Source organism: Allobosea sp. P4_E12, assembly GCF_056401655.1.
Genome location: NZ_JBFUIY010000028.1, coordinates 1 through 25,103 on the forward strand (window position 1 = coordinate 1; position 25,103 = coordinate 25,103).

24 protein-coding genes are annotated in these 25,103 nt (G+C 66.0%); 16 read left to right on the plus strand and 8 right to left on the minus strand.

From position 1 onward, the window contains the following. The coding region (locus AC1DW9_RS27210; RefSeq protein WP_476855237.1) for a DNA translocase FtsK at positions 1–902 on the minus strand (902 nt) is incomplete at its 3' end. A 661-nt stretch (positions 903–1,563) separates the two neighbouring features. Here AC1DW9_RS27210 and AC1DW9_RS27215 point away from each other — a divergent pair. Further along, positions 1,564–2,634, plus strand: a complete 1,071-nt coding sequence (locus tag AC1DW9_RS27215; protein ID WP_441507622.1) for a DUF2778 domain-containing protein — start codon at positions 1,564–1,566, stop codon at positions 2,632–2,634. Positions 2,635–2,877: 243 nt separating this feature from the next. On the opposite strand, the gene topA is transcribed toward AC1DW9_RS27215, so the two are convergent. Next, the gene (topA, locus tag AC1DW9_RS27220) at positions 2,878–5,562 is read right to left on the minus strand and encodes a type I DNA topoisomerase (protein ID WP_441507623.1); all 2,685 of its coding nucleotides are present in this window, start codon (positions 5,560–5,562) and stop codon (positions 2,878–2,880) included. 294 nt (positions 5,563–5,856) lie between these two features. Between topA and AC1DW9_RS27225 the strand changes: the two genes are divergently transcribed. The 4 genes from AC1DW9_RS27225 to dprA all read left to right on the plus strand — a co-directional run bounded on the left by AC1DW9_RS27225 (position 5,857) and on the right by dprA (position 10,071). After that, positions 5,857–6,801: an aspartate carbamoyltransferase catalytic subunit gene (locus AC1DW9_RS27225; RefSeq protein ID WP_069880943.1), complete on the plus strand. Its 945-nt coding sequence runs from the start codon at positions 5,857–5,859 to the stop codon at positions 6,799–6,801. A gap of 72 nt (positions 6,802–6,873) precedes the next feature. Next, positions 6,874–8,166: a dihydroorotase gene (gene pyrC, locus AC1DW9_RS27230; protein WP_441507668.1), complete on the plus strand. Its 1,293-nt coding sequence runs from the start codon at positions 6,874–6,876 to the stop codon at positions 8,164–8,166. A gap of 48 nt (positions 8,167–8,214) precedes the next feature. Further along, positions 8,215–8,826, plus strand: coding sequence for a glycerol-3-phosphate 1-O-acyltransferase PlsY (gene plsY, locus AC1DW9_RS27235; protein ID WP_441507669.1), 612 nt, complete (start codon positions 8,215–8,217; stop codon positions 8,824–8,826). Between the two features lie 15 nt (positions 8,827–8,841). Continuing rightward, positions 8,842–10,071, plus strand: a complete 1,230-nt coding sequence (gene dprA / locus AC1DW9_RS27240) for a DNA-processing protein DprA (protein ID WP_441507670.1) — start codon at positions 8,842–8,844, stop codon at positions 10,069–10,071. An 83-nt stretch (positions 10,072–10,154) separates the two neighbouring features. Here the strand turns inward: dprA and AC1DW9_RS27245 are convergent, their stop codons facing one another. Together AC1DW9_RS27245 and AC1DW9_RS27250 are read right to left on the minus strand one after the other, a co-directional pair. Then, positions 10,155–10,343, minus strand: a complete 189-nt coding sequence (locus tag AC1DW9_RS27245) for a hypothetical protein (RefSeq protein WP_441507624.1) — start codon at positions 10,341–10,343, stop codon at positions 10,155–10,157. Positions 10,344–10,561: 218 nt separating this feature from the next. Continuing rightward, positions 10,562–11,485, minus strand: coding sequence for an AEC family transporter (locus AC1DW9_RS27250; RefSeq protein ID WP_441507625.1), 924 nt, complete (start codon positions 11,483–11,485; stop codon positions 10,562–10,564). A gap of 271 nt (positions 11,486–11,756) precedes the next feature. Between AC1DW9_RS27250 and AC1DW9_RS27255 the strand changes: the two genes are divergently transcribed. Both AC1DW9_RS27255 and AC1DW9_RS27260 read left to right on the plus strand, forming a co-directional pair. Further along, the gene (locus AC1DW9_RS27255) at positions 11,757–12,248 is read left to right on the plus strand and encodes a hypothetical protein (RefSeq protein ID WP_441507626.1); all 492 of its coding nucleotides are present in this window, start codon (positions 11,757–11,759) and stop codon (positions 12,246–12,248) included. A gap of 63 nt (positions 12,249–12,311) precedes the next feature. Continuing rightward, complete coding sequence (locus AC1DW9_RS27260) at positions 12,312–12,683, plus strand: hypothetical protein (RefSeq protein ID WP_441491574.1); 372 nt, start codon at positions 12,312–12,314, stop codon at positions 12,681–12,683. Between the two features lie 63 nt (positions 12,684–12,746). On the opposite strand, the gene ruvX is transcribed toward AC1DW9_RS27260, so the two are convergent. The 3 genes from ruvX to AC1DW9_RS27275 all read right to left on the minus strand — a co-directional run bounded on the left by ruvX (position 12,747) and on the right by AC1DW9_RS27275 (position 15,117). Continuing rightward, on the minus strand, positions 12,747–13,238 hold the full coding sequence (ruvX, locus tag AC1DW9_RS27265) for a Holliday junction resolvase RuvX (protein WP_476776614.1): 492 nt from the start codon (positions 13,236–13,238) through the stop codon (positions 12,747–12,749). Between the two features lie 56 nt (positions 13,239–13,294). Beyond that, positions 13,295–14,284, minus strand: a complete 990-nt coding sequence (locus AC1DW9_RS27270) for a tripartite tricarboxylate transporter substrate-binding protein (RefSeq protein WP_441491576.1) — start codon at positions 14,282–14,284, stop codon at positions 13,295–13,297. A gap of 68 nt (positions 14,285–14,352) precedes the next feature. Then, positions 14,353–15,117: a GntR family transcriptional regulator gene (locus tag AC1DW9_RS27275; RefSeq protein WP_476769745.1), complete on the minus strand. Its 765-nt coding sequence runs from the start codon at positions 15,115–15,117 to the stop codon at positions 14,353–14,355. Positions 15,118–15,207: 90 nt separating this feature from the next. Between AC1DW9_RS27275 and AC1DW9_RS27280 the strand changes: the two genes are divergently transcribed. From AC1DW9_RS27280 to AC1DW9_RS27300, 5 genes are all read left to right on the plus strand, one after another. Further along, a complete protein-coding gene (locus AC1DW9_RS27280; protein WP_043234293.1) occupies positions 15,208–15,495 on the plus strand; it encodes a UxaA family hydrolase in 288 nt (95 codons plus the stop codon). Positions 15,496–15,660: 165 nt separating this feature from the next. Continuing rightward, entirely contained in the window at positions 15,661–16,851 is a 1,191-nt protein-coding gene (locus AC1DW9_RS27285) for a UxaA family hydrolase (RefSeq protein WP_441507671.1), read from the plus strand. A gap of 83 nt (positions 16,852–16,934) precedes the next feature. After that, positions 16,935–17,984: a YeiH family protein gene (locus AC1DW9_RS27290; RefSeq protein ID WP_441491578.1), complete on the plus strand. Its 1,050-nt coding sequence runs from the start codon at positions 16,935–16,937 to the stop codon at positions 17,982–17,984. A 24-nt stretch (positions 17,985–18,008) separates the two neighbouring features. After that, complete coding sequence (locus tag AC1DW9_RS27295) at positions 18,009–18,938, plus strand: hydroxyacid dehydrogenase (protein ID WP_441491579.1); 930 nt, start codon at positions 18,009–18,011, stop codon at positions 18,936–18,938. Next, on the plus strand, positions 18,935–19,915 hold the full coding sequence (locus AC1DW9_RS27300) for an Ldh family oxidoreductase (RefSeq protein ID WP_476776613.1): 981 nt from the start codon (positions 18,935–18,937) through the stop codon (positions 19,913–19,915). The genes AC1DW9_RS27295 and AC1DW9_RS27300 overlap by 4 nt, the downstream gene beginning before the upstream one ends. A gap of 166 nt (positions 19,916–20,081) precedes the next feature. Here AC1DW9_RS27300 and ade read toward each other — a convergent pair whose 3' ends face one another. Further along, the gene (ade, locus tag AC1DW9_RS27305; protein WP_476776612.1) at positions 20,082–21,782 is read right to left on the minus strand and encodes an adenine deaminase; all 1,701 of its coding nucleotides are present in this window, start codon (positions 21,780–21,782) and stop codon (positions 20,082–20,084) included. A 123-nt stretch (positions 21,783–21,905) separates the two neighbouring features. Between ade and AC1DW9_RS27310 the strand changes: the two genes are divergently transcribed. From AC1DW9_RS27310 to AC1DW9_RS27325, 4 genes are all read left to right on the plus strand, one after another. Beyond that, positions 21,906–22,604: a metal-dependent hydrolase gene (locus AC1DW9_RS27310; protein WP_441507631.1), complete on the plus strand. Its 699-nt coding sequence runs from the start codon at positions 21,906–21,908 to the stop codon at positions 22,602–22,604. Positions 22,605–22,804: 200 nt separating this feature from the next. Continuing rightward, a complete protein-coding gene (gene gatC / locus AC1DW9_RS27315) occupies positions 22,805–23,092 on the plus strand; it encodes an Asp-tRNA(Asn)/Glu-tRNA(Gln) amidotransferase subunit GatC (protein ID WP_113512524.1) in 288 nt (95 codons plus the stop codon). Between the two features lie 88 nt (positions 23,093–23,180). Further along, on the plus strand, positions 23,181–24,695 hold the full coding sequence (gene gatA, locus AC1DW9_RS27320; protein ID WP_441507632.1) for an Asp-tRNA(Asn)/Glu-tRNA(Gln) amidotransferase subunit GatA: 1,515 nt from the start codon (positions 23,181–23,183) through the stop codon (positions 24,693–24,695). Between the two features lie 169 nt (positions 24,696–24,864). Next, positions 24,865–25,071 (plus strand): hypothetical protein, encoded by a 207-nt coding sequence (locus AC1DW9_RS27325; RefSeq protein WP_441507633.1) that lies wholly within the window; start codon positions 24,865–24,867, stop codon positions 25,069–25,071. The last annotated feature ends 32 nt before the right edge of the window (positions 25,072–25,103 follow it).

The window sequence follows — 25,103 nt, forward strand, 5'->3', positions numbered from 1 at the left end:
GCGATGTCGTCGGCCAGCGAGATCACCCGCGACGACTTGATGCCCGGCGCCGGCTCAAGCTCGTACAGCGTCACGACCGGGCCGGGACAGGCCTGGACGATCTCGCCGCGTATGTTGAAATCCTCGAGCACCCCTTCGAGCAATCCCGCATTCTGCTGCAGGGTCTCGGTCGAGACCGCCGCCTCGGGCTGCGTCTTCGGCTCGGCAAGATAGCTCAGCGGCGGCAGCTCGAAGACGCCCGTCTGCATGAGGGGTGCGGGCGCAGGCAGCGCCTTGCGTCGTCTTGCCTGACGATCGACACCGGCAGGTTCGTCGGCCTCGCCATTCCGGGTTGGCTCAGGCTCGCTTTCCAGCTTGGCTGCAGGCAGAACGGCTTGCGCCACGCGGGGCTCGGCATGCGAGCGGCTTTCGCCGGACGCCTGCACACCGGGCGCGATGTCGCTCTTGGACCATGCAGCGCCTCCGAGTTGGAGGTTGACCGTATAGGTTTGCGACCAGCTCAAGGCCGGAGCGGAACTGGGAATGACGTTCAGTGCTAGGTCGCTAACCGGAAGAGCAAGGACCGCATCAGCGTCCCCGCTCTCGACTGAGGATGGAGCGTCTTCGGCATAGTCCCGGTGCAGAGGCGTCGCTGGCTCCTCCCACGGCGCCTCAGGCGCGGGGCTGGACATGCCTTCGGCAGAGATCGACCCAAGATCCCAGAACGCATGGTCCGAGATATTCGCGTAGAGCTCGAGTGCGCCATCCGCCTCGCTCTCAGCGGGAACGATCTCCATGACTTCCCGTGCGGCTACTTCCGGCGTGGCTTCTTCGAAACTCACATGGTCTTCGTCCGCAGGCGGGATCGCATCGCATGGATCGATCTCGACCTTGGCCTCAACGACCGCGTCGACGTCCACCATGGGTGTCGTCGTAGCCTCCAGCCCACCCCACACCTTCCGCAGGAGATGGTCCGGCGTCCTTGTGTAGCGCACACGACTGGGCGCCGCGTCAGGGTCCGGCGCTCGGTGCACGGGAGTGATGACCGCGGAAACGGGCAGCTGAGCGCGCAGACCGTGAGGGACCTGCCTCGCGGCCCTCTCGTCAGAGCTGCCGGGCATGGATGTCGGGCAATGATCGTCGTTTCCGTCGATACGTTGCGGATAGAGTTTCAACTTACGCATCGACAGTTACGGCTACTATTTTGGAAGGGACGGTGGTGCTGAATGCGTATCGGGGCAGGGTTAACGCCTCGTGAAACTCAAGCCGGACGGAGCGAGCCACGCAACGCCACAGCTTCCCTCACCGTCGTTAGATACGGGGCCTGCCGCAGTGCTTGCCGAGGGGGCTGAGCGTCGGACGCGCCAAAGGGTCGCACTTTGAAAAACATGATTCAGCTTCATTCATGATTAACCAAGCGCGCGCTTAATCAAGATCGAACACAGTTAGGGTTTCCCAGCACTGAAGATCGGGACAGCAAGCCGACCCGCTTGCGGCTCATCGTGATGAGTCTGCGTGAGCGGGGTGGGTGTTGGCGCGCGTCGGAGGCGGGAAGAGTACCAGAGTATCCCGAGAGTACGACGCATGAGTTTTTCGTCCGGTCCGACTGCTGGCCTCGCCCCTCGTGCGCGCAATCGCCGACACAGGATCCGTTTCTCCCGAATTGCCTTCGTCGTCGCGACCCTGGGTCTGAGCGCGGCAGCCGGCTTCTGGGCACAGAAGGACGGTCAGCCGATCGTCTCTGCCGTGCGTGAGCTTGCCCCCATGCTGGAACCGATCTTGGTCGCTTCCAGCCGACGCTACGATCCGCTCCTTGATCCCGACTATTCGCTGGGGCCGGCTCCTCTCACCCTTGGCGAAAGCTCTCCCCTGGCCGCCGGCTTCCAATCCGCCGCGGCGCCCCCTGCCGACCCCGTCGAGCTGCCGGCTCCGGCCGTCGAACCGGAGATCGTTGCGCCGGTGCCGCAGCCGCAGGACGCGCCCAAGCTCGCTCAGATTACGCCGCTTCCGGTGCCGCGCCCGTCCGAGCTTCGCCTTCCCGCCGATCCGGAGGCTCCGCGCGTAGTCGAGCGCCAGACCACCCGGCGGACACGGACCGCCGCCGTCCCGCCCGCGCCGACGGCAGCAGATAACCGCTCGTTCTTCGAGAAGATCTTTGGGGTGCAGCGCTCGTCGGGGCCGGCTCTCGCCTATGCAGCGCCGGAGGACGACGTCGTCGACAGGAGCCGCGGCAGAAAGCTCAGCCCGACCTTGCCGGCTTCGGCGGGCGTCTCGGCCCAGGCGACGGCCATCTACGATATCTCGGCGCGCATGGTGTACATGCCAAATGGCGACCGGCTCGAGGCGCATTCTGGGCTCGGCGACAAGATGGACGACCCACGCTTCGCGCATGTGAGGATGCAGGGTGTCACGCCGCCGCATGTCTACGATCTGAAGGAGCGCGAGGCTCTTTTCCACGGTGTGCGGGCTATACGGCTCCACCCGGTCGGCGGCAGCGGCGCCATCCACGGACGCGCCGGCCTGTTGGCGCATACCTACCTCCTCGGACCGCGAGGGGATTCGAACGGATGCGTTTCGTTCAGGGACTACGACAAGTTCCTGCAGGCCTATCTCAGGGGTGAGGTCAAACGCCTGGTCGTCGTAGCCAGCATGTAGGCCGGACTTCGCGGCCCGCGTCCGAGGCCGCTTTTCCTCCACTGCGCAACGAATCCAATCGGTCGCTGCATTGCGCCGACCCAGGCTGGCCGCTTTTCCTGGAGCAGGGGGAAGCCTATCGGCATCAAGAACAGCGCTGGCCCTATGGGAGCATGTCCATAGGGCGCGAAGATTGAGCCGGGCTGAAGCCTCGCCGCGATAAGCTTGGCCAGCCTCTTCCCTGAAGCGAGAGCACGCCGAGGGTCAGCCCTCGGCGTCGGCCTTGGTCTTGGCCTTCGACTTCGGCGCAGCCTTGGCGGCCGTCTTGCCGGCAGCCTTCTTTGCCGGCGCTTTGGCTGGCGCCTTCGCCGCGCTTGGACGCTTCGTCTTGGCGGCTGCCTTCGCTCCGCCCTTCGCGCCTCCGGCTTCGGCCTTGGCGTTGACGAGTTCGACCGCCTGTTCGAGCGTCAGGCTCTCCTGCGTCATCGCCTTGGGCAGGGTCGCGTTGACCTTGCCCCAGTTGACATAGGGGCCGTATTTGCCGGCGCGCACGACGAGCTTGCCGCCAGCAGGATGCTCGCCGACCTCCCGTCCTGGCACCGCCGCTCCACGACCGAACCGTCCTCCGCCCGCACCGCTCTCCTTGGCGACGATAAGGTCGATGGCGCGGTTGCCGCCGAGCGCGAGGACATCGTCGTCCTTGTCGATATTGGCGTAGGTCTTGCCGTGCTGGACGTAGGGGCCGTAGCGACCGATGCCGACCAGGATCGGCTCGCCGCTCTCCGGATGCTTCGCGACTTCCTTGGGCAGCGCAAGCAATGCCAGCGCCTTGTCGAGATCGACGGCAGCCGCGCTCATGCCCTTGGGCAAGCTCTGGCGCTTCGGTTTCTCGCCCTCGCCGAGCTGGACATAGGGGCCGAAACGACCGTCACGCAGCGTCACATCCTGATCCGTGACCGGATCCTTGCCAAGGACCCGCACGCCGGGCGCGCCCTGGCCACCCTCGGCCGTGGCCTCGCCGTCATTGGCCGGAACGGTCAGCGGCCGGGTGTAGCGGCATTCCGGGTAGTTCGAGCAGCCGACGAAAGCGCCGAACTTGCCAAGCTTCAGCGAGAGCTGACCGGTGCCGCAGGTCGGGCAGGTGCGCGGATCGCCGCCATCGCCGCGCGCTGGGAAGATATGTTCTCCCAGCACACCGTTCAGCGCTTCCAGCACCTCGGTGACGCGCAGGTCCTTGGTGCCGGCGATGGCCTGGGTAAACTCTTCCCAGAACTCGCGCAGCAGCGCCTTCCAGTCGATCTCGGCATTTGAGACACGGTCGAGCTTCTCTTCCAGGCTGGCCGTGAAGTCGAACTCGACATAGCGTCCGAAGAAGCTCTCGAGGAAAGCGGTGACCAGCATGCCCTTGTCCTCGGGCACCAGCCGCTTCTTCTCGATGCGGACATATTCGCGGTCGCGCAGCGTGGCCAGCGTCGCGGCATAGGTCGAGGGTCGGCCGATGCCGAGCTCTTCCATGCGCTTGACCAGGCTCGCCTCGGAGAAGCGCGGCGGCGGCTCGGTGAAGTGCTGATCGGCGGCGATGGCGCGCTTTTCCAGCCCGTCACCCGCCTTCATCGGCGGCAGCTTCTTGCTGTCCTCATCCTCTTCGTCGTCGCGGCTCTCCTGATAGAGCGTCAGGAAGCCGTCGAAGAGCACGACCTGACCGGTGGCACGCAGCTCCAGATGACGCGAACCGACCTTGGCGGCGACGTCCACCGTCGTGCGCTCCAGCGAGGCCGATTCCATCTGGCTCGCGATGGTGCGCTTCCAGATCAACTCGTAGAGTTTGGCCTGTTCGGGCTCGAGATGGCGCACGACCATCGCTGGCAGCCGGCCGAGATCGGTCGGGCGGATGGCCTCGTGGGCTTCCTGCGCGTTCTTGGCCTTGACCGTGTATTTGCGGGGCGCGCTCGGCACATAGGCCGCACCGAACTCCTTGCCGATGACGCTGCGGGCAGCCGTGATGGCACTGCCGTCCATGTCGACGCCATCGGTTCGCATATAGGTGATGAGACCGACGGTCTCGCCGCCGATGTCGACGCCTTCATAGAGCCGCTGCGCAACCTGCATGGTGCGGGCGGGTGCCATGCCAAGCTTGCGCGAGGCTTCCTGCTGCAGCGTCGAAGTCTGGAAGGGCGGGTAGGGGTGGCGCTTGACCGGCTTGGCCTCGACCTGCGCCACGTTGAAGAGAGCTGTCTCCAGCGCCGCCTTGAATGCTTCGGCCTCCGCCCCGGTGCCGATGTCGAGCCGGGTGATCTTCTTGCCGTCGGCTCCGACCAGGCGAGCCTCGAAGGTCGCGCCGGTATCTGTCGCGAGCGTCGCAACCAGCGACCAGTATTCCCGGGCCCTGAAGGCTTCGATTTCGCGTTCGCGCTCGCAGACGAGGCGCAGGGCCACCGACTGGACGCGCCCGGCCGAGCGGGCACCGGGCAGCTTGCGCCAGAGCACCGGAGACAGGGTGAAGCCGACGAGATAGTCCAGCGCGCGGCGCGCCAGATAGGCGTCGACCAAGGCCTGATCGATCTGGCGCGGGTTGGCGAGGGCCTTCTGCACCGCATCCTTGGTCACGGCGTTGAAGGTGACGCGCTCGACCGGAATGCCCTTGATGGCGCGCTTCTGGTTCAGCGCTTCCAGCACGTGCCAGGAAATCGCCTCGCCCTCGCGATCCGGGTCGGTTGCGAGAATGATCTTCTCGGCACCCTTGGCCGCCTTGGCGATCTCCGCGACCTGCTTGGCGCCGCGCCCCTCGATTTCCCAGAGCATCTTGAAGTCGTCTTCGGGATCAACCGAGCCGTCCTTCGCGGGCAAGTCGCGAATATGCCCGAACGAGGCGATGACCTCGTAATCGGAGCCCAGGTACTTGTTGATCGTCTTGGCCTTGGCCGGCGACTCGACGACGAGGAGCTTCATGGCAGCTAAAGTCTCATGACAAAGGGGCAGGGCCAGCACGCATCGTGCCGGTCCGGCCTGGCTTGGCGCTGGGCGCCCGGGGTCAGGTTCGGAATTGCGCGCGAAAGTGGTTCAGCACGACAGCGCTGTCAAATAGGGATTGCTGCGCGAATGCAACAGTGGCGCGGCGATCAACTGTCGCTTTCCGGCCGTTCCCCGCGCGGTCGCTCCGGCCCGCCCTTGGACGAAGCGCTGGACAATGGCCATCTCGCCGCTTGCGCCGTCTTGAGTCTGTGCCTAAACAACCACCTTCAAATGACATCGCCAGCCCCGACCTATCCGCACCGCCACCTCCTCGGCATCGAGGGCCTGTCGCATCTGGATATCGAGGCTCTCCTCGATCGCGCCGAGGACTATGTCGCGCTTTCGCGACAGGTCGAGAAGAAGACGGCGACCCTGCGCGGCCGCACCCAGATCAATCTCTTCTTCGAGCCATCGACGCGCACGCAGGCCTCCTTCGAGCTTGCCGGCAAGCGCCTCGGCGCCGACGTGATGAACATGTCGGTAGCATCCTCTTCGGTGAAGAAGGGCGAGACGCTGATCGACACGGCCGCCACCCTGAACGCGATGCGCCCCGATATTCTGGTGGTGCGCCATCACGCCGCCGGTGCGGTCAACCTGCTCGCCCGCAAGGTCGACTGCTCTGTCGTCAATGCCGGCGACGGTGCGCATGAACACCCGACCCAGGCCCTGCTCGATGCGCTGACGATCCGCCGCAACAAGGGCCGGATCGCCGGGCTGACCGTCGCGATCTGCGGCGACATCGTGCATTCGCGGGTCGCCCGCTCCAACATCATCCTGCTCAATGCGCTTGGCGCAAAGGTCCGCCTGATCGCCCCCTCGACCCTGCTTCCGGTTGGCATCGAGCGTATGGGCGTCTCCGTCTTCACCGACATGAAGAAGGGACTGGAAGGGGCTGATATCGTGATGATGCTGCGTCTCCAGCTCGAGCGCATGCACGGCGCCTTCGTGCCGTCGCCGAAGGAGTATTTCCGCTATTTCGGCCTTGACCGCGACAAGCTCGCGCTGGCCAGCCCGGACGCGCTCGTAATGCATCCCGGCCCGATGAATCGCGGCGTCGAGATTTCCTCGGAAGTCGCTGACGGCGCTCAGTCCTTGATTCGCGAGCAGGTCGAGATGGGGGTCGCCGTCCGCATGGCGGTTCTGGATGCGCTGGCCCAGCATCTGCCCAATGGCTGAGCGCGGCCGAGCCATTCCCCGGCCGGTTGGAACACAACACTGAAGGCGAGACCGAGCGAGATCATGTCCGAAATGCGCGAGCTTGCGATCGTCAACGCCCAACTGGTCGATCCTGCATCGGGCCGGCAGGGGCCGGGTGCGCTTCTGCTGCGCGATGGTGCGATTGCGGAGATCGCCTGGGGCGCCGCTCCGGCGACGGGCGAGGGCGTGCAGCGGGTCGATGCGGGCGGCCTAATCCTCGCGCCAGGGCTGGTCGATCTGCGCGCCTTTCTCGGTGAACCGGGAGCGGAGTTCCGCGAAACGCTCGGCACGGGCTCGCAGGCCGCCGCGGCCGGCGGGGTCACCACGGTCGTCTGCAGGCCGGATACCGATCCGCCGATCGACGATCCCGCCATTATCGATTTCATCAAGCGCCGTGCCCGCGACAAGGCGGTCGTCAACGTGCTGCCGGCTGCTGCCCTGACCAAGGGGATCGAGGGCCGGGAGATCACCGAGTTCGGCCTGCTGCTCGAAGCAGGCGCAGTCGCCTTCACCGATGGCTCCCGGGCCGTGCGCAATCCGCAGGTCATGCGCCGCGCCATGATCTACGGCCGCGATTTCGATGCGCTGCTGATGAACCATCTCGAGGATCCGGACCTGCGCGGCGCCGGCGTGATGAACGAGGGTGAGTTCGCCAGCCGCAAGGGCCTGCCGGGCATTCCGATCGAAGCCGAGACCGTCATGCTGGAGCGGGATATCCGCCTGGCGCGGGCGACCGGCGCGCGCTACCACGCCGCGATGATCTCCTGCGCCGAATCCGTCGAACTCGTGCGCCGGGCCAAGGCCGATGGCGTGCGGATCACCTGCGGCGTCTCGATCAACAATCTGACGCTGAACGAGAACGACGTCGGCGACTACCGCACCTTCTGCAAGGTCTCGCCGCCACTGCGCCATGAGGACGAGCGGCTCGCCATGGTGGCCGCGCTGGCCGAGGGCGTGATCGATGTCGTCGTCTCCGACCATGACCCGCAGGATGTCGAGACCAAGCGCCAGCCCTTCGCCGAGGCCGCCAATGGCGCGCTCGGCATCGAGACGATGCTGTCGGCAGCGCTGCGCATGGTCCATGCAGGGCAGACCGATCTGCCGACACTGCTGGCGGCGCTTTCGACGCGCCCGGCCGCTCTGCTTGGATTGTCGTGCGGGCGCCTCTCGGTCGGAGCTCCGGCCGATCTGATCCTGCTCGATCCCGACGCGCCCTATGTCGTCGACAAGCGCAAGCTGAAATCGCGGGCCAAGAATTCGCCCTTCGACGAGGCGCGGCTCGATGGGTTGGTACGCACAACCTTCGTTGCCGGACGAGTGGTCTACGAGGCGGACGCAGTCTAAGCTCTTGCGGCGATGGCCTGGGGAAGCGGGGGCGGAATGCCTGAGATGATGAGTTTGGGCCTGCCCGGGTCTTCGGCACTGGCTGCCGTGGCCATCGGTTATCTGCTGGGCTCGATCCCTTTCGGTGTCGTTTTGACGCGCCTCAGCGGCGGACCTGATCTTCGCAGCATCGGCTCGGGCAATATCGGCGCCACCAATGTCCTGCGCACCGGCAACAAGAAGCTGGCGGCGCTGACCCTGGTGGGCGACATGCTCAAGGGCACGGCGGCCGTGCTCGTCGGGCTCTATCTGATCGGCGGCCGGGATGCTGCGCTCCTCGCCGGGCTCGGTGCCTTCCTCGGGCATCTCTTCCCGGTCTGGCTGCGCTTCAAGGGCGGCAAGGGCGTCGCCACCTATCTCGGCATTCTGATCGGGTTGAAATGGCCGATCGCGGTGACCTTCGCGGCAATCTGGCTTAGCGTCGCCTATCTCAGCCGCTATTCATCGCTTGCTGCGCTGCTCGCCAGCCTGCTGACGCCGCTGCTGCTCTGGTTCTGGGCGAACGAGCCGCGCATGGCCGTGCTGATGGCCGTTCTGACTGTGCTGCTCTGGTTCATGCATCGCGAGAACATTGCCAGGCTGCTGGACCGCAGCGAGGGCAAGATCGGCCAGAAGGGCTGATCAGGGATGGCTGGCATCGCACTCACCGATCGCCAGCGTCTCGACTGGCTCCGGCTCATCCGCAGCGAAAGCATCGGCCCACGCACCTTCCGCGCTCTGATGAATCGGTTTGGCGGTGCCGCGGCTGCGCTCGATGCGCTGCCAGAACTGGCACGGACCTCGGGCCGCAGCATCCGGATTTGCTCCGTTGCCGAGGCCGAACGCGAGATCGAAGCGCTGCGCCGGTGTGGCGGCCGACTGATCGCCCTCGGAGAGCCCGACTATCCGCGGCCGCTGCAGGCGATCGATTCCGCGCCGCCGCTCTTGCTCGTGCTTGGTCGCGGCGAGGTCCTGCTGCGCCCCTGCGTCGCGTTGGTCGGCTCGCGTAACGCCTCGGCGGCCGGCCTCAAATTCACCGCCAGGCTGGCGCAGGATCTCGGCGAGGCCGGTTTCGTCGTGGTGTCGGGGTTGGCGCGCGGCATCGATACCGCTGCCCATGGCGCGAGCCTGGGCACCGGCACGGTCGCCGTACTGGCAGGTGGGCTCGACGAAATCTATCCGCCCCAGAACGCTCAATTGTTCGAGCGACTGATCATGTCGGGAGCGGCGATCAGCGAAATGCCGATGGGGTGGGCCCCGCGCGGACGCGACTTTCCGCAGCGCAACCGCCTAGTTTCCGGGCTTGCGCTCGGCACTGTCGTCGTCGAGGCGGCACGCAAGTCTGGGTCGTTGATCACCGCCCGCTTCGCCAATGAACAGGGGCGCCAGGTCTTTGCCGTACCGGGCTCGCCGCTCGATCCGCGCGCCGAGGGCGGCAATCACCTGATCCGTGAAGGCGCGACGCTATGCGCAGAGGCCGCGCATGTCATCGAGGCGCTCGCACCGTTGCTGGGCCATGGCGGCGCCCTGCCGACAGGCCTCGCACAACCACGCGCGGGCTATGATCCGGAATCAGAATACCTCTGGGACGAACTCGATCTGCCGGAAATCTCCCCGGCGCCGAGGACGGTTCTGCCCCCTGCCATCGCCGGCTCCGATCTCGAACCACCGTCGGAAGCGGTAGGCGAAGCGGAAGGAGAAGGGGGAGGCGATGAGATCCGCGCGCGCGTCCTGGCCCTGCTTGGAGCAGCTCCCGTTTCCCTGGACGACCTGATCCGGGCCAGCGGCCGCTCCGCCCGCGATGTCGGCCGGCTGCTGATCGAGCTGGAACTCGACGGCACGATTCTGCGCCATCCCGGCGGCGCGCTTTCGCGCGTCATGCCCTGAGCGCGTCGGGACGGCCCGCCCGGCCATCAAACCTCGCGGAATCGGCCGTCAGTCGGAGGGCTTCCTTCCGTCGGAGAACGTCTTCAGTCGGATGGCTTGCCGAGCGTTCCGTGGCTCTCGATCTGGATCGTGGCCTCGATCCGGGCCATGTCGAGGAAGTAGACCAGCGTTTCGAGCTTGGCCGCCCGGGCCATCATGCGCAATTCCACACAAATGCTCTCGATGTACTCGGCAACTCCGAGTTGCTGGGTGGCGGAGCTCTCCAGGCTCACGGGAGTGGTCGAGAACGAAGCGGCCTCGAATGGCGTATGGGGAGGATTTCTGGTCTTGCGGCCTGGCCTCGGCCCTCGCGCAGTCATGGCAGCTTGCCCTTGAACGATGCGGCGCTGCGGTCGTGCAGCGACGCGATCTCAATGCGTAGAATGACCTAACGGAATAACGAATTCAATTTCTGCGTGCATCGGCAGGCGGGTCTGACGCGCGTCTGGAATCATCCCAGAAGCAGGACCGCCACCGGCAATGTCACGAGCGCCAGAAGGGTCTGCATCGTGGTGATCTCGGCCATCAACGGGGCGTCGCCACCCATGTCGCGCGCGAGGAAATAGGCCGCGGTAGCCGTCGGCACCGCAGCCGCGACCACCGTGATCGTCAGTGCGGTGCCGGTGACGCCGAACTGCCGCGCCAATATCCAGGCGACGAGCGGCATCACGACGAGCTTGAGCCCGATGGCAAGGCCATGGGCTAGTCGCGGTTGCTTCAAGCGATGGATCTCGAGCCCGGCGCCGACCACGAGCAGCCCGACACCCAGCGCCGCCCGGCCGAGGATATCGACATAGGTCGTGAGGGCCGCGGGCAGCATCCATTGCATCTGGTTGAGCAGAAGTCCGACGGCAGACGACCAGATGAAGGGATTCACTGCGATCGAGCGCGCCGTCTCTGCCGCGCTCATCGGGCGCCCGACGGCAAAGCGCGCCAAGACGAGGACGCAGAGCACGTTCAGCAGCGGGATCATCGAGGCCACCGCGATCGCCATCAACGTTGCCCCCTCACGGCCGTGCAGCCCGGCCGCCAGGGCCAGCGCGACGAAGGTGTTCCAGCGCACCGAGCCCTGCAGGACCGAGGTGAAGGCCGGGCCGTTGATTCCGACACGCGAAAGCAGGGGGCGAACGATCAGGAGGACGGTCGATACGCCGAGAATCGCGGTGACCAGGGTCAGCCCCATCGCCAGCACCGGCAACTGGCTCAGATCCGCGACGGCCAGGGTGTGAATGACGACTGCCGGGAACAGCACCTGATAGGTCAGCCGTTCGACCCCGGCCCAGTGGCTGGGGGAGACGAAACCGCGAGCCTTCAGGGCCCAGCCGGTCGCGAGCACCAGGAAGATCGCCACCAGGCTGTTGATGATCGGATTCATATCGGGACCTGGCTGCGACGGCCTTTGGCGCCGGCAGCGCGAATCCGAGGGCCGGAACAATCTGCCAAAGCTGACGTTGATGGAGGGGAAACTGTCATCGGAGGCGTTTCGTAACCCCTCTCACGACAGCCGGCCCCGAACAAGCGCGCGTCCCGCGCAGTCCGAGTTGCATCCGCCGCAATCCCGCCGTGATTGGTTCAGGCCGCATTCAAGCATGATGCCTGATCATGCGATCCAGGTTCAGGCGCGTGAATCGCAGGAGATATGACCCGTGTCTTCTCTCAGGAAATCCGCCATCGTGGCTTTGGCCACCGTCTCGGTCTCGGCCGCTGGATTCGTCCTGCCGGCGGCGGCCAGCGAGCCCCGCGCCGGCGTTGACGCAAGCCGCCTCGACAAGGCCGGCGCCGGATACAGCTACTATCGTGGACGGGGCTGGGGCTGTTGCAACCGTAACGTTGCCATCGCAGGCGCCGTTGGTGTTGGTCTTCTCGGCGCGGCTGCCATCGCAGCCAACCGGCCGGCCTATTCCGGGACCTACTACTACGATGATGGCTACGCCTACGGGGGATACGGCTACCAGCCGAGCTACTATCAGCCGAGTTACGGCTACCAGCCCGCCTATGTCTATGAGGAGCCCGTGGTTGTCTATCAGCGCCCGCGCTACCATGGCGGGTACTACGGCCCCGGTAACTATTATTCAGAGCGTGGCCCCTATGGTGGTTCCCGTAACGGAACCACCGATCCGGCGCGCGGCGGCAACTGATCGTCGGCCCGGGATTTGAGTTTTGAGGCGGACCGGCTTTGTGCGCGGTCATGGAGGACGAGAATGAGCGTTTACAGCAAGGCCCTGCTGGTCGGCCTTGGACTTGCGGCGTCGGCAGTGCTGTGGGCGGCTCCCGCCTCGGCGCAGTACTATGGCGGCAGTAACCGCGATCCTTATTACGAGCCCGGCCCGCGTTACGGGCGTGGCCCTGATCGCGGGTATGACCGCGGCTACGATCGCGGCCCACGCTATGACGACCGGCGCGGCCCACGCTACGACGACCGGCGCGGCTCCTATGATGGCGGCGGCTATGATCGCGGGCCGCGCAACAACAATCCGATGGCAGGCATGAGCCTCGAGGATCAGAAGCGCGCGATCAAGAACCACCGAGAGGCGCAAAAGAAGGCGATCAAGCGCGGCTACGTCATTCCGTAACCCGCCGCCCGGCAATGTCAGGATAGAGGCGCCGTCGCGGGAAACCGTGGCGGCGTTCGCATGTCAGGCCTCGTCGGTGTCCGGGGACTCCATGCGCATCAGGCGATCGAGCGCACCCTGCAGGATGTAGGCCGCAGCCATCTTGTCGACCACCTCGGCGCGCTTGGCTCTCGAGGCGTCCGCCGAGAGCAAGGTGCGCGTCACGGCCAGCGTCGACATGCGCTCATCCCAGAATGCGATCGGCAAGGCGGTGAGGGGGGCGAGGTTGCGGACGAAGGCCCGTGTCGACTGGACGCGCGGCCCTTCCGTGCCATCCATGTTGAGCGGCAGGCCGATGACCAGCCCTGCGACGTCGAATTTCGCGGCGATCTTCAGCAGGGCTGCTGCGTCGAGCCCGAATTTGACCCGCTTGATCGTCTCCAGCGGCGTTGCGATCTGGCGCTCCACATCGGACAGCGCGAGGCCGATCGTCTTGGTGCCGAGGTCGAGGCCGAGCAGCCGCGCGTGATCGGGCAGATTCAGGAAGGTTTCGAGAGGAACCAGATTGGCTGACATCAGGGCCGGGTAGCACGCGCCGCCCGTACTGGCGAGCGGCGCGTGGGGGATGGCGTCTAGTTCACGTTCTGCGGGGTCACGCCGGCGGCCTTGAGTGAGGTCGCCCATTTGCTGATCTCGCTGCCAAAGCGCTTGGCATGGGCGTCGCGGCTCCATTCAGCTTCCGGAAAGGCGCTGGTGCCGACCGATTTGAAGCGCTCCAGGACGACGGGGTCCTTGAGAGCGGCCTTCAGCGCGCCGTTCAGCTTGTCGAGCGCCGCTGCCGGAGTTGCCTTCGGCGCGTAGAGCCCGTGCCAGATCGTCATCTCCAGATCGGTGCCGGCCTCGCGCGCGGTCGGCGTGTTCGGCAGCACGCCGAGGCGCTCGGTCGAGGTCACCGCATAGGCACGGACCTTGTCGCCCTGGACCTGCGGCACCGCGGTGGTCGACTGGTCGCAGAGCACGTCGACCTGCCCGGCGACGAGATCGTTCATCGCAGGACCTGTGCCGCGATAGGCAACCTGTGTGAACTTCGCGCCGAGCGCCTGCGAGAGCAGGACCGCGCAGAGATGGGCGTTCGAGCCGATCCCGGCATGGGCGATGGTCAGCTTGTCGGCCTGCAGCTTGGCGAAGGGGAAGAACGCCTTGGCGTCCACTGGCGGCAATGCGAGCTTGCCGGCCACGACCATGGGCCCGGTATTCACCAGCCCGACGGGCGCGAAAGCGGTCTGCGTGTCGTATCCGAGATTGTTGTAGAGCGAAGGCGCGGCCGCGAGCGCGAGATGGTGGATCAGCAGAGTGTGGCCGTCGGCGTCGGATGCGGCGAGGCGCTTGGCGCCGGCCGTGCCGCCGGCACCGGCGATGTTCTCGACCACCACCTGCTGGCCGAGCGTGCGACCCATATGGTCGGCAAGCAACCGCGCGATCACGTCGCTCGGTCCGCCCGCCGCAAAGGGCACGATCAATGTCAGTGGCTTGGTTGGAAATCCCTGCGCCGCCGCGGGCGAGGCAAGTCCTAGCGCCAGCAACCCCGCGAGTGCGAGGCGTCTCGTCGTCTTGGCAATCATTCATTTCCTCCGGTCGTGACGAACCGCTCTCCGGCGGCTTGGTATGGAACGGGTATGCCGCCCGCGCCTCAGCGCAGGTCGGAAAGGTAATGAGCCTCCTCGGTCAGACAGAGGCTGAGGCGTCGTTCGACGGGCATGCCGTCAAGCGCCAGAGCCACGCGGTCGATCTGCAAGGCGGGCCGGCCGGCTTCGACACCGAGCGCAGCTGCATCCACCGGGGACAGGGCGACGGCCTTCAGCTTCTCCCGCGCATGCGCGATCGTCACGCCGTAGCGCGCCGCGAACAGGCTGTAGAGATTGTTGGGCACCGGTCCATGCTCCAGCCCCGGGAACAGATGTTGCGGCAGGGTCAGCGTCTCGACGATCAGCGGCGCCGCATCGAGCGAGCGCATCCGGCGGATGCGAATGACCGGCGCCTTGTCGTCGAGATCCAGCGCAGCTTGCTCGGCTGCGTCAGCCAGTCCGGTCGCGATGCTCAGCACGGCGCTGTCGGGAAAGCGCCGCTCGCCATGGTCGGGCACCAGCTTGAAGAACTGGAACAGGATGCGGCGCTCGTCGTGCTCGGCCACGAAGGTGCCGCGCCCCTGTCGGCGAACGACGAGATTTTCGGAAGCCAGTTCGTCCAGCGCCTTGCGCACCGTGCCCTGGCTGACGCCGATCTCGGCAGCGAGTTGCCCTTCGCTCGGCAGACCTTCGCCCGGCGCCCAGACGCCATCGACGAGCCGGCGAACGAGGATCGCCTTCACCTGGCGATAGAGCGGCCGAAAGCCCAGCGGCTCAGCCGTGTCGACCGCGCCGCGCCGCTCTGCATTTTCGAGCTTGTGCACACTCATATGTCTTATATAAGACTTCACCGAGCGCAGGTCGAGCCCGATTTTCGCACGGGCCAGAGCGAACCTTCGCAAGCTTGAAGGAGGCGTTACATGAGCAAGCCCCATCTCCTGGTGCATGAGCAGAAGGACACCGTCGGTGTCGTCGTCGTCGAGGGCCTGAAGGCCGGGACGGACATGCTCTGCGTCGTCACCCACGACAATTCGGATTTTCGCCTGGCCGCGAAGATGGACATCCCGATCGGCCACAAGGTCGCGCTCAAGGACATCAAGAAGGGCGACACGATCTGGAAATACGGCCAGGACATCGGCAAGGCCGTCGCCGATATCGGCAAGGGCGAGCATCTCCACGTGCACAACGCCAAGACCAAGCGCTGGTGATCGGCACGTTCGCCGCCTGACCTGTTCCGGGGCTCCCGCCAGGGTCGAGCCCGTCAAGAAAACGAAGGAAACGCCATGTCGATCGTCGCCAATTTCGATCTCGTGAAGGGCAAGCTCGGACGCATCAAGGGCCGCAAGATCGAAGCGCCCGAGTTCAAGGCGCCGATGGTGAAGCGCCCGACCGGCCGCAGTCTCGATTCGTTCCATGGCTGGCGCCGGGAGAATGGCCGCGTCGGCGTGCGCAACCACGTCCTGCTGCTGCCGCTCGACGACCTCTCCAATGCCGCCTGCGAGGCGGTCGCCAATAATATCAAGGGCACGCTCGCGATTCCGCATGCCTATGGCCGCCTGCAGTTCGGCGAGGATCTCGAGGTCCATTTCCGCACCCTGATCGGCACGGGATCCAACCCCAATGTAGCCGCCGTCATCGTCATCGGCATCGAGGATGGCTGGACCAAGCGGGTCGTTGACGGCATCGCCAAGACCGGCAAGCCGGTCGTCGGCTTCGGCATCGAGGGCCATGGCGACATCGCCACGATCGCCAAGGCGTCCTATGTCGCCAAGGAGTTCGTGCAGTGGGCGACCGAGCTGCAGCGCGAGAAATGCGGCATCGAGGAGCTCTGGGTCTCGACCAAATGCGGTGAATCCGACACCACGACCGGGCTCTCCTCCTGCCCGACCGTCGGCAACATGTACGACAAATGGATTCCGCGCGGCGTCTATGGCGTCTTCGGCGAGACCTCCGAGATCACCGGTGCGGAGCATCTCTGCAAGGCCCGCGCCGCGACACCGGAGGTCGGCGAGCGCTGGTACAAGATGTGGAAGGCCTACCAGGACGACGTGATCGAGGCCCACAAGACCGACGACCTCTCCGACAGCCAGCCGACCAAGGGCAACATCGCCGGCGGCCTGACCACGATCGAGGAAAAGGCGCTCGGCAATCTCGAGAAGATCGGCCGGGAGTGCAAGTTCATCGACATCCTCGAGCCGGCGGAAGCGCCGGCCAAGGGCCCCGGCCTCTACTACATGGACACCTCCTCGGCCGCGGCGGAATGCGTGACCCTGATGGCGGCCGGCGGCTATGTCGTGCACACATTCCCGACGGGGCAGGGCAACGTCATCGGCAATCCGATCGTCCCGGTCATCAAGATCACCGGCAATCCCAAGACGATGCGCACCATGCCGGAGCATATCGATGTCGACGTCTCCGGCATCCTGCGCCGCGACCTGACGATTTCGCAGGCCGGCGATGCGCTCATCCAGAATATCGTGCGCACCGCCAATGGGCGTATGACCGCGGCCGAAGCACTGGGGCATCGCGAGTTTTCGATGACCAAGCTCTATCGCTCGGCCTGACCGGACACTAAACCGGCGGGCGGGCGCTATGCCGCCCGCCCTCCACCTGCCGAAGACCGGCAGAGCAAGCCGGAGCAGAGTTCTTGTCCGTCGCCTCATCCTCTCCGCTGAGCGCCTGGCGCCCCCTTCTCGACGGGATCGTGCTCTCGACCGCTGTTGCCATTGCGTCGGTCCTGGCTGAGCCGGTCCTGAAGACCTGGCTCGGCGGCAAGATCGGCATCCCTGCAGTTGTCATCGCCCTGCTGATCGGCATGGCCTTGCATCCGCTGGCGAATACCGTTCGGTTCCAGGCTGGCATGGTCTTCTGCGTCAAGAAGATGCTGCGCTGGGCTATAGCGCTGCTCGGCCTGCGCATCGCGCTCGGCGACATCATCGCGCTCGGCCTGTCGACCGCTTTGCTGGTCGTGTTCTCGATGATCGTGACAGTCATCTCCGGCTTCTGGCTGGCCCGCCTGCTCGGGCGCGAACACGGTTTTGGCGCGCTTGCCGGGGTTGCGACCGCGGTTTGCGGCGCCTCTGCGGCGCTGGCGACGGCGAGCGTGCTTCCGGATTATCGCGGCAAGGCCGCCGATGTCGCCTTCACGGTCATCGCCATGAATGCGCTCGCGACGATCGCGATGCTGGCCTACCCGCTGATCTGCGTCTGGCTCGGCCTGAGCCCGACCCAAACCGGCGTCATGCTGGGGGCCTCGATTCACGACGTCGCGCAGGTCGTCGGCGCCGGCCAGTCTGTTTCCGACGATGCGGCCAATGCTGCCGTCATCGTCAAGCTGTTCCGCGTCTTCCTGCTGCTGCCCGCGGTGCTGCTCGTCGGCTGGTGGATGGCGCGCGAAGGCGGCCATCCCAGTGATGCCAAGGTGCCGGTCCCGGTTTTCGCCTTCGTCTTCCTGGCGCTTTGCCTGGTCAACAGCGCGTTTGCGACGCAGCCCACGCTGGCCGGATTCTATGAGCCGGTGCGCGCGGCCTTGCTGGAGGCCTCGCGCTGGGGGCTTCTGATCGCGATCGCCGCGCTCGGGCTCGGCACCTCGATCGGCTCGATGGTGCGGCTGGGCTGGCGGCATCTTGTCGTCGTCACCGGGACCAGCCTCGTCATTCTCGGGCTCGTCCTCGGCGGCCTGACAGCATTGGGTTGAGCAGCCACGCAAGGCGGGAGAGCCATGACCGATATCGTCATCACCGAATTCATGGATGAGGCGGCGGTCGCAAGCCTCAGCGCCCGCTACGCGGTTCATCACGACCCTGAACTCTTCGGCAAGCCGGACGAACTCGCCCGGCTGGTCGCCGACATCCCGGCCCTCATCGTCCGCAACCAGACGCAGGTGAGAGGGGCGTTGCTGGCAGGCGCGAAGAATTTGACGGTCATCGGCCGGCTTGGCGTCGGCCTCGACAATATCGACATGGAAGCCTGCGCCGGCCGCGGCATCAAGGTTTTCCCGGCGACCGGGGCGAACAGCCTCTCGGTCGTCGAATATGTCATCGGCACGGCGATGACCCTGTTGCGCGGCGCCTATTTCGCCAATGCAGCCATGCTGGCTGGCGAATTTCCAAAGACAAAGCTGATCGGCCGCGAGATCGCCGGCAAGCGCATGGGGCTCGTCGGCTTTGGCGCCATCGCGCGTGACGCTGCGGCGCATGCCCGCTTGCTCGGGATGAGCATCGCCGCCTACGACCCCTATGTTCCAGCCGGTGATCCGGTCTGGAGCAATGTCGAGCGGCTGGAGCTCGATGCCCTGCTTGCGACCTCGGATGTAATCAGCCTGCATCTGCCGCTGACCTCGGAGACCAAGGGGCTAATCGGAAGCGCGTCCTTCGCGCGCATGAAGCCGGACGCGATCCTGATCAACGCCTCGCGTGGCGGAGTCATGGACGAGGCCGCGCTGGTCGAGGCCCTGAAGAGCGGCAGGCTCGCCGGTGCGGCGCTCGACGTCTTCGAGGAGGAGCCGCTGCGCGGCGGCGCCAAGCTCTTCGCCGGCACGCCGAACCTGATCCTGACGCCGCATATCGCCGGCAATACCGTCGAATCGAACGGGCGCGTTTCCGGCCTCGTCGCGGAGCGCGTCATCGCCGCGCTGGAGGGGCGGACATGACCTGCCTTTCTCTGGAGGAGGCCGAAGCCAGAATTGCGGCGCTGTTCGCCGCTGCGGGGACTTCAGCGGCCAATGCCGCCTCCGTTGCCTGGGCCTTGGTGATGGCCGAGGCCGACGGCTTGAAGGGCCACGGCCTTTCGCGTGTGCCGACCTATCTGGCCATGCTGAAATCGGGAAAGATCGATGGCCAGGCCGTGCCGATCGCCCGGCGACCGAAGCCCGGCGTGCTCGCCATCGACGCCGCCCATGGCTTTGCCTATCCCGCGATCGATCTTGCGGTCAGCGAGCTGCCCGAACTCGCACGCGCCCAGGGCGTCGTCGCGGCACCGATCAGGCGCTCGAACCATTGCGGCGCTGCGGGACTGCATGTCGAGCGCCTGGCCGAGCAGGGGCTCGTCGCCTTGCTCTTCGCCAATACGCCGGGCGCGATGGCGCCCTGGGGCGGCTCGAAGCCGGTCTTCGGCACCAATCCCATTGCCTTTGCCGCACCGCTCGCCGGGCGCGAGCCGGTCGTCATCGACATGGCGCTGAGCAAGGTCGCGCGCGGGCCGATCGTCGCCGCCAGACAGAAGGGCGAGCCCATCCCCGAAGGCTGGGCGCTCGATGCGGATGGCAAGCCGACAACCGACCCGGCCGCCGCGATTGCCGGCACCATGGTGCCGCTCGGCGACGCCAAGGGCGCGACCTTGGCGATGATGGTGGAGATCCTCGCCGCGGCACTGGTCGGCACGCATTTCGCCTTCCAGGCGTCCTCCTTCATCGACGACAAGGGCGGTCCACCCGATACCGGCCAGCTCATCCTCGCGATCGATCCCGCCAGCATGGGCGGCAATTGGTTCGCCGAACGCATGAAGCTGCTGGCCCACGCGATAGAGGACCAGCCAGGCACGCGCCTGCCGGGGACGAGGCGCTTGAATCTGCGTGCGAAGGCCCGCGCTGAAGGGATTCTGATCCCTGAGGAAATCCTCTCCGCCTAAAGCATCGGCCCGCAGAGTGGATTGCGGTTTTCGGGAAAGCCGATGCAAAGACAAGAGTCTATATCAACGAACCGGCTCGCATCCGGTCCGATGATCCGACTTTCTGTGTCGGCATCGGCCTGAAGTCCGCAATCCACTCTGCGGGCCGATGCCGTGAAGCTAGATCTCAGACGAAGTCGAACCGATCGACATCGACCAGCCCCTTGTCGGTGATCTTCAGGTGCGGGATCACCGGCAAGGTCAGGAAGGCGACCTGCAGGAATGGCTCGGCCAGCACGACGCCGAGCGCTTTCGCTTCCGTTCGCAAGCCCTCCAGGCCGTGCCGCACGACCTCGAAAGGCCGGTCGCTCATCAAGCCGGCAACCGGCAGCGCCAGCTCCGCCTTGACCACGCCACCATCCGCGACGGCGAACCCGCCGCCGATCTCGATCAGCCGGTTGGCGGCAGCCGCCATCGAGGCTTCGTCGACGCCGACGACGCAGAGATTATGGCTGTCATGGCCGACGGAAGAGGCGATGGCGCCGTGTTTCATGCCAAAGCCGTGGACGAAGCCGGTCGCGATGCCGTTCGTCTTGCCATGCCGTTCAATCACCGTGACCTTGACCGCGTCCTGCGTGAGGTCGGGCAGGGCCTCTCCATCCCGGGCGGGCAGGGACATCGCCAGCCGCTCGGTGATGATGCGGCCCGGCACGACGCCGATGACGGGGGTGTCGCCGGACCGGGCCGCGACCTTGAAATCTCCCGGCTCCAGTCTGCGGCACCGGACACTGCCGAGGCCGACCGGCGGAATGGGCTTGCGATCCGCGAAGAGGGCACCCTCGACGAGCCGGCCTCCCGCAAAGACAGACTTCACCTGGCAGGTCGCGAGATCATCCACGAGCACGATGTCGGCGCGCTTGCCGGGGCCGATGAAGCCGCGATCGAACAGGCCGAAATTCCGTGCAGCCGAGAGCGTCGCGACGCGATAGGTCGCAAGCACATCCGCCCCGGCGGCGATCGCAGTGCGGATCATGTGGTCGAGATGGCCTTCCTCGGCGATGTCGAGCGGGTTGCGATCATCTGTGCAGAACGCGAGGAAGGGGGAGGCGTCGCGGGTGATCAGCGGGATCAGGGCATGCAGGTCCTTTGACACCGAGCCCTCGCGGATCAGGATCGCCATGCCCTTGGCGAGTTTTTCGCGCGCCTCCTCGGCCGTGGTCGTTTCATGATCGGTGCGGATGCCGGCCGAGAGGTAGCCGTTCAGGTCCATTCCACGGACCAGCGGGGCGTGGCCATCGATATGCCGGTGAGAGAAGGCTTCGAGCTTGGCGAGGCAGCCGGGATCGCGGTGAAGCACGCCCGGGAAGTTCATGAACTCGGCGAGCCCGATCACCTTGGGATGGTCCATCAGCGGCGTCAGGTCGCCCGCCTCCAGTCGGGCCCCTGCTGTTTCCAGATGCGTCGCCGGCACACAGCTCGAGAGCTGCACGCGCAAATCCATGCGCATCGCCTCGGCGCAGCGCAGGAAATAGCTGATACCCTCGACGCCAAGGACATTGGCGATCTCGTGCGGGTCGCAGATCGCGGTCGTGACCCCGTGCGGCAGCACGCAGCGCTCGAACTCGAACGGCGTCACCAGCGACGATTCGACATGAAGATGCGTGTCGATGAAGCCGGGCACCGCGATCAGCCCCCGGGCATCAAAGCTCGCGATGCCCTCATAACGGCCATAGGTGCCGACGATCGTTCCACCGCAGAGCGCGATATCGGTCTCGACCAGGGCGCCGGTGACGAGATCGAACAGCCTGGCGCCGCGAATGACGAGATCGGCCGGCTCGTCGCCACGGCCCTGGGCAATGCGGCGGGAAAGGGTTGCGGCGTCGGTCATGGCGAGGGTTCCATTTGGTCCAGGCGTGGCAGCGTGCACGTCGCCCGATGCAAAGTCGACTTGGACGGCGCGCGTTGCCGGCCTAGATAGGCTGTCTTGCCCGTCAGCCTAAGGGGTTCCGCCATGAAGCTCACCTGGTTCGGCCATTCGGCCTTCCGCCTCGATCTCCCCGGCGCTTCGCTGTTGATCGATCCGTTCTTCACCGGCAATCCGGCCTTCGAGGGTAATGCCGCCGAGGCATCGAAGGGCGTCAGCCATATCGTGATCACCCATGGCCATGGCGACCATATCGGCGACACGCTTGCCATCGCCGAGGCCAATCACGCGACCGTCGTCACCAATTTCGACCTGTGCATGTACCTTGCCTCGAAGAGCCTGAAGAAGTTCGAGCCGATGAATACCGGCGGCACGGTCGATCTCGGCTCCTTCCAGACCACCCTGGTCAGGGCAGATCACTCGGCCGGCCTGGTCGAGGCCGGTGTCGCTTTCCCGCTCGGCAGCGCCAATGGCGTGGTCATCAAGGCCCCGGGCGAGAAGACGCTCTGGCATATGGGCGACACCGACATCTTCCCGGGCATGGCGCTGATCAGCGAACTGAATGCCGTCGACATCTGCATCTGTCCGATCGGCGACCGCTTCACCATGGGCGCGAAGACCGCGGCGCTGGCCATGACCCGCTTCGTCAAGCCGAAGGTCGCGATCCCCTGCCATTACGGCTCCTTCCCGATCATCGCCCAGAATGCCGACGAGTTCGTCGCGGCGTTGAAGGGCAGCGATGTTCGGGCCCTCGTGCCCGGGAAGGGCGAGGCGGTCGAGATCTGACGCAAGGCCGCGTCATCCGGGATCGGCAACGAAGCGCGCTATTCCCGTCTCCATCCAGCTTCGGTCCATGACGATGGATCCCGGCGTTCTGGCCGGGATTCCGACGACCCGTCAGTATTGACTTATCCTTTTGCCGCCGACGCGCTATAGCGCGGGCAAATCAGTTTCGGCTTGTTCAGCCACAGTTTCAGGAGCCTGCCATGTCGGTCGATCTCGCCACCGTGAAGCGCGTCGCGCATCTGGCGCGCATTGCCGTGCCCGAGGCCGATCTGCCCAAGCTGCAAGGCGAGCTCAACGCCATTCTCGGCTTCGTCGAGCAGTTGGACGAGGTCGATGTCAGCGGCGTCGAGCCGATGACATCGGTCACGCCGATGGCGATGACGCAACGCCAGGATGTCGTCACGGATGGCGAGATCGCCGATCGGATCGTCGCCAATGCGCCGGTCTCCGAGGACAATTTCTTCATGGTGCCGAAGGTGGTCGAATAGGCGCTGATCCGCCCGTTCTATCTCCCCGGAAGCGCCAGGCGCGCGCTCCGCGGGCTCCTCCCAGTTCAATTTGCCGGAAACCACTGACGTGACCGACCTGACCCGCCTGACGCTGACCGAGGCCCGCGACGGCCTCAAGGCAAAGACCTTTTCCGCGACTGACCTCGCCAAGGCGCATATCGCCGCCATCGAGAAGGCCCGCGCGCTCAACGCCTTCGTGCTGGAGACGCCGGACCACGCGCTGAAGCAGGCCGCGGCCTCCGATGCCAGGCTGGCGAAGGGCGAGGGCGGCCCGCTCGAAGGCCTGCCGCTCGGCATCAAGGACCTCTTCGCCACCGAGGGCGTGCGCACCACCGCCTGCTCGAAGATCCTTGGCGAGTTCGTGCCAGCCTATGAATCGACCGTGACGAGCCAGCTCTGGCGCGACGGCGCGGTGATGCTCGGCAAGCTCAACAATGACGAGTTCGCCATGGGCTCGTCGAACGAGACCAGCGCCTTCGGCAATGTCGTCAATCCCTGGCGCCGCAGCGGCTCGAATGTCGGAGCAGGTGGCTCCGGCGCAATCGAGGGCAACCATCTGGTTCCGGGCGGCTCGTCGGGCGGCTCGGCCGCCGCCGTCGCCGCCGACCTCTGCCTGGCCGCCACCGCGACGGATACCGGCGGCTCGATCCGCCAGCCGGCGGCCTTCACCGGGACAGTCGGCATCAAGCCGACCTATGGCCGCTGCTCACGCTGGGGCACGGTCGCTTTCGCTTCCTCGCTCGACCAGGCCGGTCCGATCGGCAAGACGGTGCGCGACAGCGCCGTGATGCTGCGCTCGATGGCCGGGTACGATGCCAAGGACACGACCTCCGCGAACCTCGCCGTGCCGGACTACGAGGCCGCGGTCGGCCGCTCGGTGAAGGGCATGAAGATCGGCATTCCCAAGGAATACCGGCTCGACGGCATGTCGCCCGAGATCGAGGCTCTCTGGCAGCAGGGCATCGCCTGGCTGAAGGCAGCCGGTGCCGAGATCGTCAACATCTCGCTGCCCCACACGAAATACGCTCTGCCCGCCTATTACATCGTCGCGCCGGCGGAAGCCTCCTCCAACCTCGCCCGCTATGACGGCGTGCGCTACGGCCTGCGCGTGCCGGGCCGCGACATCGTCGAGATGTACGAGAAGACCCGCGCCGAAGGCTTTGGCGCCGAGGTCAAGCGCCGCATCATGATCGGCACCTATGTGCTCTCGGCCGGCTATTACGACGCCTATTATCTCAAGGCCCAGAAGGTCCGCACGCTGATCAAGCGCGATTTCGAGTTGGCCTATGCCGACGGAATCGACGCCGTGCTGACGCCGGCGACGCCCTCGGCGGCCTTCGGCATCGGCGAGAAGGGCTCGTCTGATCCGGTCGAGATGTATCTCAACGACGTCTTCACGGTCACGGTGAACATGGCCGGCCTGCCGGGCATCGCGGTGCCCGCCGGACAGGATGCGCAGGGCCTGCCGCTTGGCCTGCAGCTGATCGGCCGCCCCTTCGACGAGGAGACGCTGTTCTCGCTCGGCCAGGTCATCGAGGACGCGGCTGGCCGCTTCACGGTTGGCGAGAAGTGGTGGGCGTAAGCGCCTGAGCGCGGCGCCAATCCCGGGAGCCTCCAGGCAGGAGCCCGGGATTCGTCACCTGGATCTTCGAAGTTTCCGGATCGTTTCCGGCTCTGCATCACCTTGCGGTTTGTCCGGCATGGCGCGGACAGATTTCCGCTGGACCATGCTTTGGGTCTAGGCTGGCGGCATGATCTTCAGCCGCGCCATCGCCTGGGCCTGTCTCACTTTCCTGCAAGGGGCGCTGGCCTTCGTCGCCGCGCTCCTGCTTCTCCTGATCATCGTGCAGCAGGTGAGGGGCGATGCCGGTGCGCAGCCCCTCGCGAACCTGATCGCGGCTGCGGTGGCGGCTGGCGTCGCCTTCGCGTGCCGGCTCCTGGCTCGAAAGTTCGCCTAAAAGAGAAACCCCGCCTTGCCGGATCGGCAAGG

Bases quoted from the DNA above. Each gene is read 5' to 3' on its own strand.
- AC1DW9_RS27275 (WP_476769745.1), bottom strand. From the start codon at position 15,117: ATGAGTGTGCACAAGCTCGAAAATGCAGAGCGGCGCGGCGCGGTCGAC.
- AC1DW9_RS27260 (WP_441491574.1), top strand. From the start codon at position 12,312: ATGAGCGTTTACAGCAAGGCCCTGCTGGTCGGCCTTGGACTTGCGGCG.
- AC1DW9_RS27270 (WP_441491576.1), bottom strand. From the start codon at position 14,284: ATGATTGCCAAGACGACGAGACGCCTCGCACTCGCGGGGTTGCTGGCG.
- AC1DW9_RS27280 (WP_043234293.1), top strand. From the start codon at position 15,208: ATGAGCAAGCCCCATCTCCTGGTGCATGAGCAGAAGGACACCGTCGGT.
- topA (WP_441507623.1), bottom strand. From the start codon at position 5,562: ATGAAGCTCCTCGTCGTCGAGTCGCCGGCCAAGGCCAAGACGATCAAC.
- ade (WP_476776612.1), bottom strand. From the start codon at position 21,782: ATGACCGACGCCGCAACCCTTTCCCGCCGCATTGCCCAGGGCCGTGGC.
- AC1DW9_RS27310 (WP_441507631.1), top strand. From the start codon at position 21,906: ATGAAGCTCACCTGGTTCGGCCATTCGGCCTTCCGCCTCGATCTCCCC.
- AC1DW9_RS27250 (WP_441507625.1), bottom strand. From the start codon at position 11,485: ATGAATCCGATCATCAACAGCCTGGTGGCGATCTTCCTGGTGCTCGCG.
- gatC (WP_113512524.1), top strand. From the start codon at position 22,805: ATGTCGGTCGATCTCGCCACCGTGAAGCGCGTCGCGCATCTGGCGCGC.
- AC1DW9_RS27325 (WP_441507633.1), top strand. From the start codon at position 24,865: ATGATCTTCAGCCGCGCCATCGCCTGGGCCTGTCTCACTTTCCTGCAA.
- AC1DW9_RS27300 (WP_476776613.1), top strand. From the start codon at position 18,935: ATGACCTGCCTTTCTCTGGAGGAGGCCGAAGCCAGAATTGCGGCGCTG.
- ruvX (WP_476776614.1), bottom strand. From the start codon at position 13,238: ATGTCAGCCAATCTGGTTCCTCTCGAAACCTTCCTGAATCTGCCCGAT.
- AC1DW9_RS27225 (WP_069880943.1), top strand. From the start codon at position 5,857: ATGACATCGCCAGCCCCGACCTATCCGCACCGCCACCTCCTCGGCATC.
- plsY (WP_441507669.1), top strand. From the start codon at position 8,215: ATGAGTTTGGGCCTGCCCGGGTCTTCGGCACTGGCTGCCGTGGCCATC.
- AC1DW9_RS27295 (WP_441491579.1), top strand. From the start codon at position 18,009: ATGACCGATATCGTCATCACCGAATTCATGGATGAGGCGGCGGTCGCA.
- AC1DW9_RS27215 (WP_441507622.1), top strand. From the start codon at position 1,564: ATGAGTTTTTCGTCCGGTCCGACTGCTGGCCTCGCCCCTCGTGCGCGC.
- pyrC (WP_441507668.1), top strand. From the start codon at position 6,874: ATGCGCGAGCTTGCGATCGTCAACGCCCAACTGGTCGATCCTGCATCG.
- AC1DW9_RS27285 (WP_441507671.1), top strand. From the start codon at position 15,661: ATGGTGAAGCGCCCGACCGGCCGCAGTCTCGATTCGTTCCATGGCTGG.